At 47.3% G+C, this 6,000-nt stretch carries 6 protein-coding genes; 2 read left to right on the top strand and 4 right to left on the bottom strand.

The features are described from left to right. The coding region (locus QN395_RS16845; RefSeq protein WP_323493112.1) for a substrate-binding periplasmic protein at positions 1 to 850 on the top strand (850 nt) is incomplete at its 5' end. Between the two features lie 46 nt (positions 851 to 896). On the opposite strand, the gene QN395_RS16840 is transcribed toward QN395_RS16845, so the two are convergent. Further along, entirely contained in the window at positions 897 to 1,115 is a 219-nt protein-coding gene (locus tag QN395_RS16840) for a hypothetical protein (RefSeq protein ID WP_322120283.1), read from the bottom strand. A 78-nt stretch (positions 1,116 to 1,193) separates the two neighbouring features. Continuing rightward, a complete protein-coding gene (locus QN395_RS16835; RefSeq protein WP_322120284.1) occupies positions 1,194 to 1,643 on the bottom strand; it encodes an Lrp/AsnC family transcriptional regulator in 450 nt (149 codons plus the stop codon). A 205-nt stretch (positions 1,644 to 1,848) separates the two neighbouring features. Here QN395_RS16835 and lysA point away from each other — a divergent pair, with 205 nt between their 5' ends. Then, on the top strand, positions 1,849 to 3,084 hold the full coding sequence (lysA, locus tag QN395_RS16830) for a diaminopimelate decarboxylase (protein WP_322120285.1): 1,236 nt from the start codon (positions 1,849 to 1,851) through the stop codon (positions 3,082 to 3,084). A 158-nt stretch (positions 3,085 to 3,242) separates the two neighbouring features. On the opposite strand, the gene QN395_RS16825 is transcribed toward lysA, so the two are convergent. Beyond that, positions 3,243 to 5,222: an ATP-binding protein gene (locus tag QN395_RS16825; RefSeq protein WP_323492419.1), complete on the bottom strand. Its 1,980-nt coding sequence runs from the start codon at positions 5,220 to 5,222 to the stop codon at positions 3,243 to 3,245. 264 nt (positions 5,223 to 5,486) lie between these two features. Then, positions 5,487 to 5,897: a hypothetical protein gene (locus QN395_RS16820; RefSeq protein ID WP_323492418.1), complete on the bottom strand. Its 411-nt coding sequence runs from the start codon at positions 5,895 to 5,897 to the stop codon at positions 5,487 to 5,489. Positions 5,898 to 6,000: the final 103 nt, after the last annotated feature.

Raw genomic sequence — 6,000 nt, 5'->3', positions numbered from 1 at the left:
AAACAAGAAAACCAATCGCAACAGTGGCCACACCCATGCTCGACTTTACTGGTTTGGGTATTTTGCAAGAAGCTCGACTGAAATAACATTGCAACAACGTAGACGAAAACTAATCAGTAGTTTGTTCACATTACTGATACCCAGCTTTGCCTGGTCAGAAAAGAGTAGCGTCGTCTTGCTGCTGGCGGAAGCAAGCCCTGATCAAAATCCACAAATTCCCGTCAATGATACTTTTCGCAAAACGATGGAGTACGTCGAAAAAGAACTCGATGTTAACTTTGAAATACGGCACTATCCATGGAACCGCTTACTCAAAAATCTCAATCAAGGCGAGGGCTTAGCCTTTGGATTATCCAAGACCAAAGAGCGCCTGCGGACATTACACTTCTCTAACCCTGTATATACAAGCTATGTATGGATGATCACCTTAAGCAACAGCGTTTTTCCATACCAATCTATACAAGATTTAAAAGGTAAAAAAATTGGAATAATCCGTGGCTCTAGTTATGGAGATGAATTTGATGCACAAAAAAACAGTGCGTTCACTGTAGATGAAGACACCTACTCAATTACGTCACGATTACAAAAATTAATTAACAAGCGGACCGATGTTATTTTGGTAGGACATCGTAGCGATAACCCGACCAAAATCGAAAGCATCATCAACAACTTAATCCCAAAACTGTCACTAGAATCCGCCTTGCCAGCGGGTGTGAAGTTTGCCGTATTGCGCAAGCCACTGAGTACCGATCACATCCATTTCGCCATTTTAGCGAGCCAGGATAATGGGATCATCAACCGCATTAATACAGTGATCCATAAAGCAAAAAAAACTAGCGCACTGGAATAATCTGTACGCTAGTCTTCTAAGACTCTTTTAATAGCGCAGCAAGCGACTACTTCTTGGCACCAAAAACCAAAAGTAAACCACCAACAACAATCGCACCAATGCCAGCCCAGACTGGTACATTGACGGTTTCTTTTTCTTTTACAGATAATTCAATTGGCCCTACTTTTAACGCTGTGCTGTCTTTGGTATAGCTAAAGCCGCCATAAATTAAACCCAGCACGCCAGCCAGGATTAAAGCGATAGCGACGAATTTGATTGCATTCATTTTTTGCTTTCCTTGATCAGTGAAATCTCAGTTATACCTCAGTTAAAAATTAACGCCAGAAGGGATTTTCTGGCGGCATTACAAATCTAATGGCGCAGAAATCGTCTTGCCCGACACATGGGTAGTCAGCACAATCGCGGTCGAGGTCGAGCCAAATGCGTTCAGCGCATTGATGATGCGTTGCAGATGTTCGACATCGGTTGCCAGTACCCGCATCACAGCCCCGTCCTCACCCGTTACGGTATAGCAATCAATAATCTCCGGGCAGTCGGCAACGTATTGTGCATAGGGGCGACCTTGCTGAGTCGATAAACGTATCATCGCCGTGATCTGGTAGCCAAGTGCTTTGGGATTGATATCAGCGCGGTAACCACGGATTACCTGGGCGCTTTCCAGCCGTTTGATGCGTTCGGACACAGCCGGTTGGCTCAGATGGATTTGACGACCAATTTCTGCGTGCGTCATGCGGGCATCTTGCTGCAAGAGCTGTAGAATTTTTTGGTCAAAGTTATCGATTTTTTGGGTCACGATTTTTGAGTCACGAATTTTTGGTCACGATTTTCTGGTTACTTAATGATCGTCAGCGCTTGCCACAGGTTTGATAGGTGTCTGCCATGATATTCAAGCCAATCCATTGCAATCGCCCTATTTTGCTGATGGAATGCTCTTTAAAAGAGTGTGCTTACTTGTTACAGTGTAAATCAAATTTACCTAATCTTTTAAAGAAAATACTATGATTTCTCATCAGCAGATCGCCCGCATTGCGCAACAATTCCAGACTCCTTGCTGGGCTTATGACGCTAACATCATTCGCCAGCAAATCGCCCGTTTGCGCCAGTTTGATGTCATCCGTTTTGCGCAAAAAGCCTCAAGCAATATTCATCTGCTGAGCCTGATGCGGGAAGAAGGCGTCATGGTTGATGCAGTCTCGCTAGGGGAAGTAGAGCGGGCGCTGGCCGCTGGCTATGTTCCAGATGCGCAAGCAAAGCATGCGCCCATCGTTTTTACCGCTGATTTACTGGACAAGCATGCCTTAAAGCGTGTGGTAGAGCTGAACATCCCGGTCAATTGCGGCTCACCTCAAATGCTGGAGCAGTTAGGGCAAGCCCATCCCGGTCATGCGGTCTGGTTGCGGATTAACCCTGGCTTTGGTCATGGCCACAGCCGCAAAACCAATACCGGTGGCGAACAAAGCAAACACGGTATCTGGTATGAGCATCTGGCAGAGAGCCTGGCACTGATCGCGCACTATAAACTAACGCTGGTTGGCTTGCATATGCATATTGGCTCTGGCGTGGATTACGATCATTTGCAAAGCGTCTGCGATGCGATGATTGCTCAGGTTAAAACTTGTGCTTGCGATATGTCGGCCATCTCCATTGGCGGTGGATTATCTATTCCTTACCGTGATGGTGAAGCGGTGGTAGATACCGATCATTACTTCCAGATTTGGGCGAAAGCGCGCGAGCAAATTGAGGCGCATCTGGGTCACGGCATCAGCATGGAAATTGAGCCCGGGCGTTTTTTGGTCGCACAATCAGGCATCCTGATCTCTGAACTGCGTGCGCAAAAACAAGTCGGCAATAACTTCTTCGCCTTAGTTGATGCAGGCTTTAACGATCTGGCACGTCCCGCGATGTATGGCAGCTACCACCGTATCAGCGCCCACGCTGCGGATGGCACGCCACGCACGATGGACTTAAAAGCCACTGTCGTTGCTGGCCCACTATGTGAATCCGGCGATGTATTCACCCAAGAAGATGGCGGCGTCGTCACTACCCAAGATTTGCCTGCATGTGAGATCGGCGATTTGCTGGTATTCCATGACACTGGCGCTTATGGTGCCAGCATGTCATCCAACTACAATAGCCGCCCGCTGATACCCGAAGTATTGGTCGATGGCGACCAGATCAAGCAGATTCGTCGTCGCCAGACAGTGCAGGAGCTGATTGCACTGGAACAAATTTGATCGTTTTTCTGAAAATAATTTATCAAATTCAATTAAATTAAATTTAGATCGTCCAATGATAATGCGGCTTCTGGAAGCTTTTCATGCCAGAAGCCGCATTATCATTGGACCTTTAATTTTGGAGGAGCTTCTACTTACTAAACACCAGTTTCAATTCATCACAAAGCCAACATCGGCAAGCAAAACCAAAACCTCGTGCCCTCGCCCTCGATACTGTCAAAACCTATCCTGCCGCCCATTTTTTCTATCAAGGTTTTGCTGATGTGCAAGCCCAGACCTGTACCGCCTTGGTTGCGGGTGCTGCTGCTATCGGCCTGCGCAAACTGGCCAAAAATCTTTGGTTTGAATAGTTCAGGAATACCGCAGCCTTGATCAATCACTTGCACCCGATAAGCACCGTCATGCAAATCAATCATGATCTTGATCGCCATCTGCGCCGAAGAGAATTTGATCGCATTAGAAATTAAATTGGCAAATACTTGCAGCAAGCGTCCGGCGTCGGCATCGACCATTGCCGCCGGTAAGTCGCTATTAAAATCAATGCTCACCTGAAACTCATCGGCATAGGCCTGATTGGCTTCTATCGACTGCTGCGCGAGCAATATCAAGTCGTGCCTTTGCAGATTCAGGATCAAAGCGCCCGCCGACAATTTGTTCATATCCAGAATATCATTGACCAAGGCCAGCAAGCGTTTGCTATTGCGGTGTGCCACTTTGATGAGCTGTTCTGCCTTTTCTGGCAATGCGCCGATGACGCCAGATTCCAGCAAACTTAAAGACCCGCGTATCGACGTCAGCGGTGTGCGTAATTCATGGCTCACCATAGAAATGAATTCAGTTTTAATCGTATCCATCATGCGACTCTCCGTCACATCCTGAAAAGTCCCTATCATGCGTACCGCTTGCTGATTTTCATACACGACTTCGCCGACAGAGCGACACCAGATCGCACGGTTTTTTGCTGTGGTGAGCGGGAATTCAATTTCAAAACCATTCCCGCTATCAATTGCTTTTTGGATTGCCTCTTGGACGATGGGGCGAACATGGGGTAAATAGAAATTAATCGCTTGTTCTAGTGTCGGCTGGAATCCCGGCTCTGTGTCATGAATCAAACACGTCTGATCAGACCAGGTCACTTCTGATGTAAGCAGATTAACGCCCCAGGCACCGACGCCTGCCAGACGCGCCGCAGATTGCAGCAAGGCTTCGCTGCTACGAATTTTTTGTTCATTTTCCCGACGCTCGGTGATGTCGGTTTGGATCGCAATAAAGTGACTTAGCTGGTTGGCCTGATCAAACACGGGTTGCATATTCAGACTGATCCAATACGCCTTCCCTTGCTTGTTGTAATGCAAAATCTCCGTCTTGCATTCGACCGCTTGCGCCAGGCAAGTCATGATGTAATCCACGGTGGCGCGGTCTGTGCCAGGCCCATGCAAAATGCGGTTAGGCTTTTGCCCCATCATTTCGTGCAGGCTGTAGCCCGACATCTTGGTAAAAGTCGTGTTGACCCACTCAGCCTCGCCTCGTGCATTGTTAATAATCACGCCATTATCGGTGTAGCGTGCGACCAAGGATAATTGTTCAAACTGACGGGCGATGGTGTTGAGGCGGGCTGCGCTATCTTCGGCAAGCGCCAGTTTTTTGACTAACACATTGGCTTGTAATTCTACTTCGACCAACTGTGCCAGAGTGCGTAAGCTCTCTTCATCGGCGCTGTCGAAATCCCGTGGCTGGCTATGCACCAAACATAGACTGCCAATCCGAAAACCGTTCGGACTACGCAAAGGCTGGCCTGCATAAAAACGAATATAGGGTTCGCCGGTAACGGCAGGATTGTCGCTAAACCGAGGGTCGGTCAAAGTATCACGCACAACCAGCGGCTGAGCATTCAGAATAGTATGGCCGCAGAACGAAGTGTTGCGAGGCGCTTCTTGTACGTCTAGCCCAACGGTAGATTTGATCCACACGCGGTCTTGATCTACCAGGTTAATCATCGCTATTTCTACCCTGAACAGGCGTTGCGCCAACAAGGTAAGCCGATCAAAACGATACTCTTTTGGCGTATCCAATACACATAAATCCCGCAGCTCTTGCAAGCGATCTGCATCGTTACTCGGGATTGGTGCTTCTAGCATGCAAGCTCCTGGATGAATGCCACGAAATCTATTTGTGGCCGGAGCTTAGAGCATACTCTGAGTGCCGTTTGTATGCTTCACATGCAGGCTGTTCTGAACTGCATTCAACGCCTAAGAGACAATTTTTTACAAAAAAATTCAATTAGTTGATAGATAAAAAACAAAATCCTTTGTCTATACATTCTGCGGCTTACCAAGCATTTTCATGCTGGAGACCGCATTCTGATTGGACATCTGTTTTTGACGTTTTATTTTAAGCAATCACTACTTCGATAAGCTGCGGCTTAATGACCAGCTAAAACTATTCCCGCCGAGCGCAAGATTACCCTGGCATTGTTTAAAAGCCTCGATAAAAGCATCGGTGTGTTCACTGGCATGATCGATGGTCTGGGTAAACGCCAGTGCTCTGATGACGCCGGGCGCGTTGGTAGTTAAAGTGGACGTCATCGTAGCGACAACCTGCTCTTTATCAACCAGCTCAGCAGCACAAGCAAAGACAGCGTCATCGGTAGATTCAAACGTGACGCTTAACTGGTAAGGGCCATCACCTATGGTTTTTGCCAACGCAGTTGGAGTAGAAGTTGATGCCGCAGAAGAACATGCTGACAAGACAAAAACAGCGCAGGCAACAGCCAAAATCGTGGGGACAAAATACTTAGTGACAGAACGAGACATGAATGATTTTTACAAAAACAAATAACACTAGATGATGATGCGGAGCGGCATTCTACCAAGCTATGCGGCGATATCCTGAAATTGCATGTAATTCAGTGTAATT

Origin of the sequence: Undibacterium sp. RTI2.2 (genome assembly GCF_035018705.1) — a bacterium.
Taxonomy (GTDB): Bacteria; Pseudomonadota; Gammaproteobacteria; order Burkholderiales; family Burkholderiaceae_D; genus Undibacterium.
Note: the sequence above shows the minus strand (reverse complement) of the source record. Positions and strands in the feature narration are given on the sequence as shown.

Excerpts from the sequence above, each read along its gene's own strand:
- QN395_RS16820 (WP_323492418.1), bottom strand. The coding sequence starts at position 5,897 with ATGTCTCGTTCTGTCACTAAGTATTTTGTCCCCACGATTTTGGCTGTT.
- QN395_RS16825 (WP_323492419.1), bottom strand. The coding sequence starts at position 5,222 with ATGCTAGAAGCACCAATCCCGAGTAACGATGCAGATCGCTTGCAAGAG.
- QN395_RS16840 (WP_322120283.1), bottom strand. The coding sequence starts at position 1,115 with ATGAATGCAATCAAATTCGTCGCTATCGCTTTAATCCTGGCTGGCGTG.
- lysA (WP_322120285.1), top strand. The coding sequence starts at position 1,849 with ATGATTTCTCATCAGCAGATCGCCCGCATTGCGCAACAATTCCAGACT.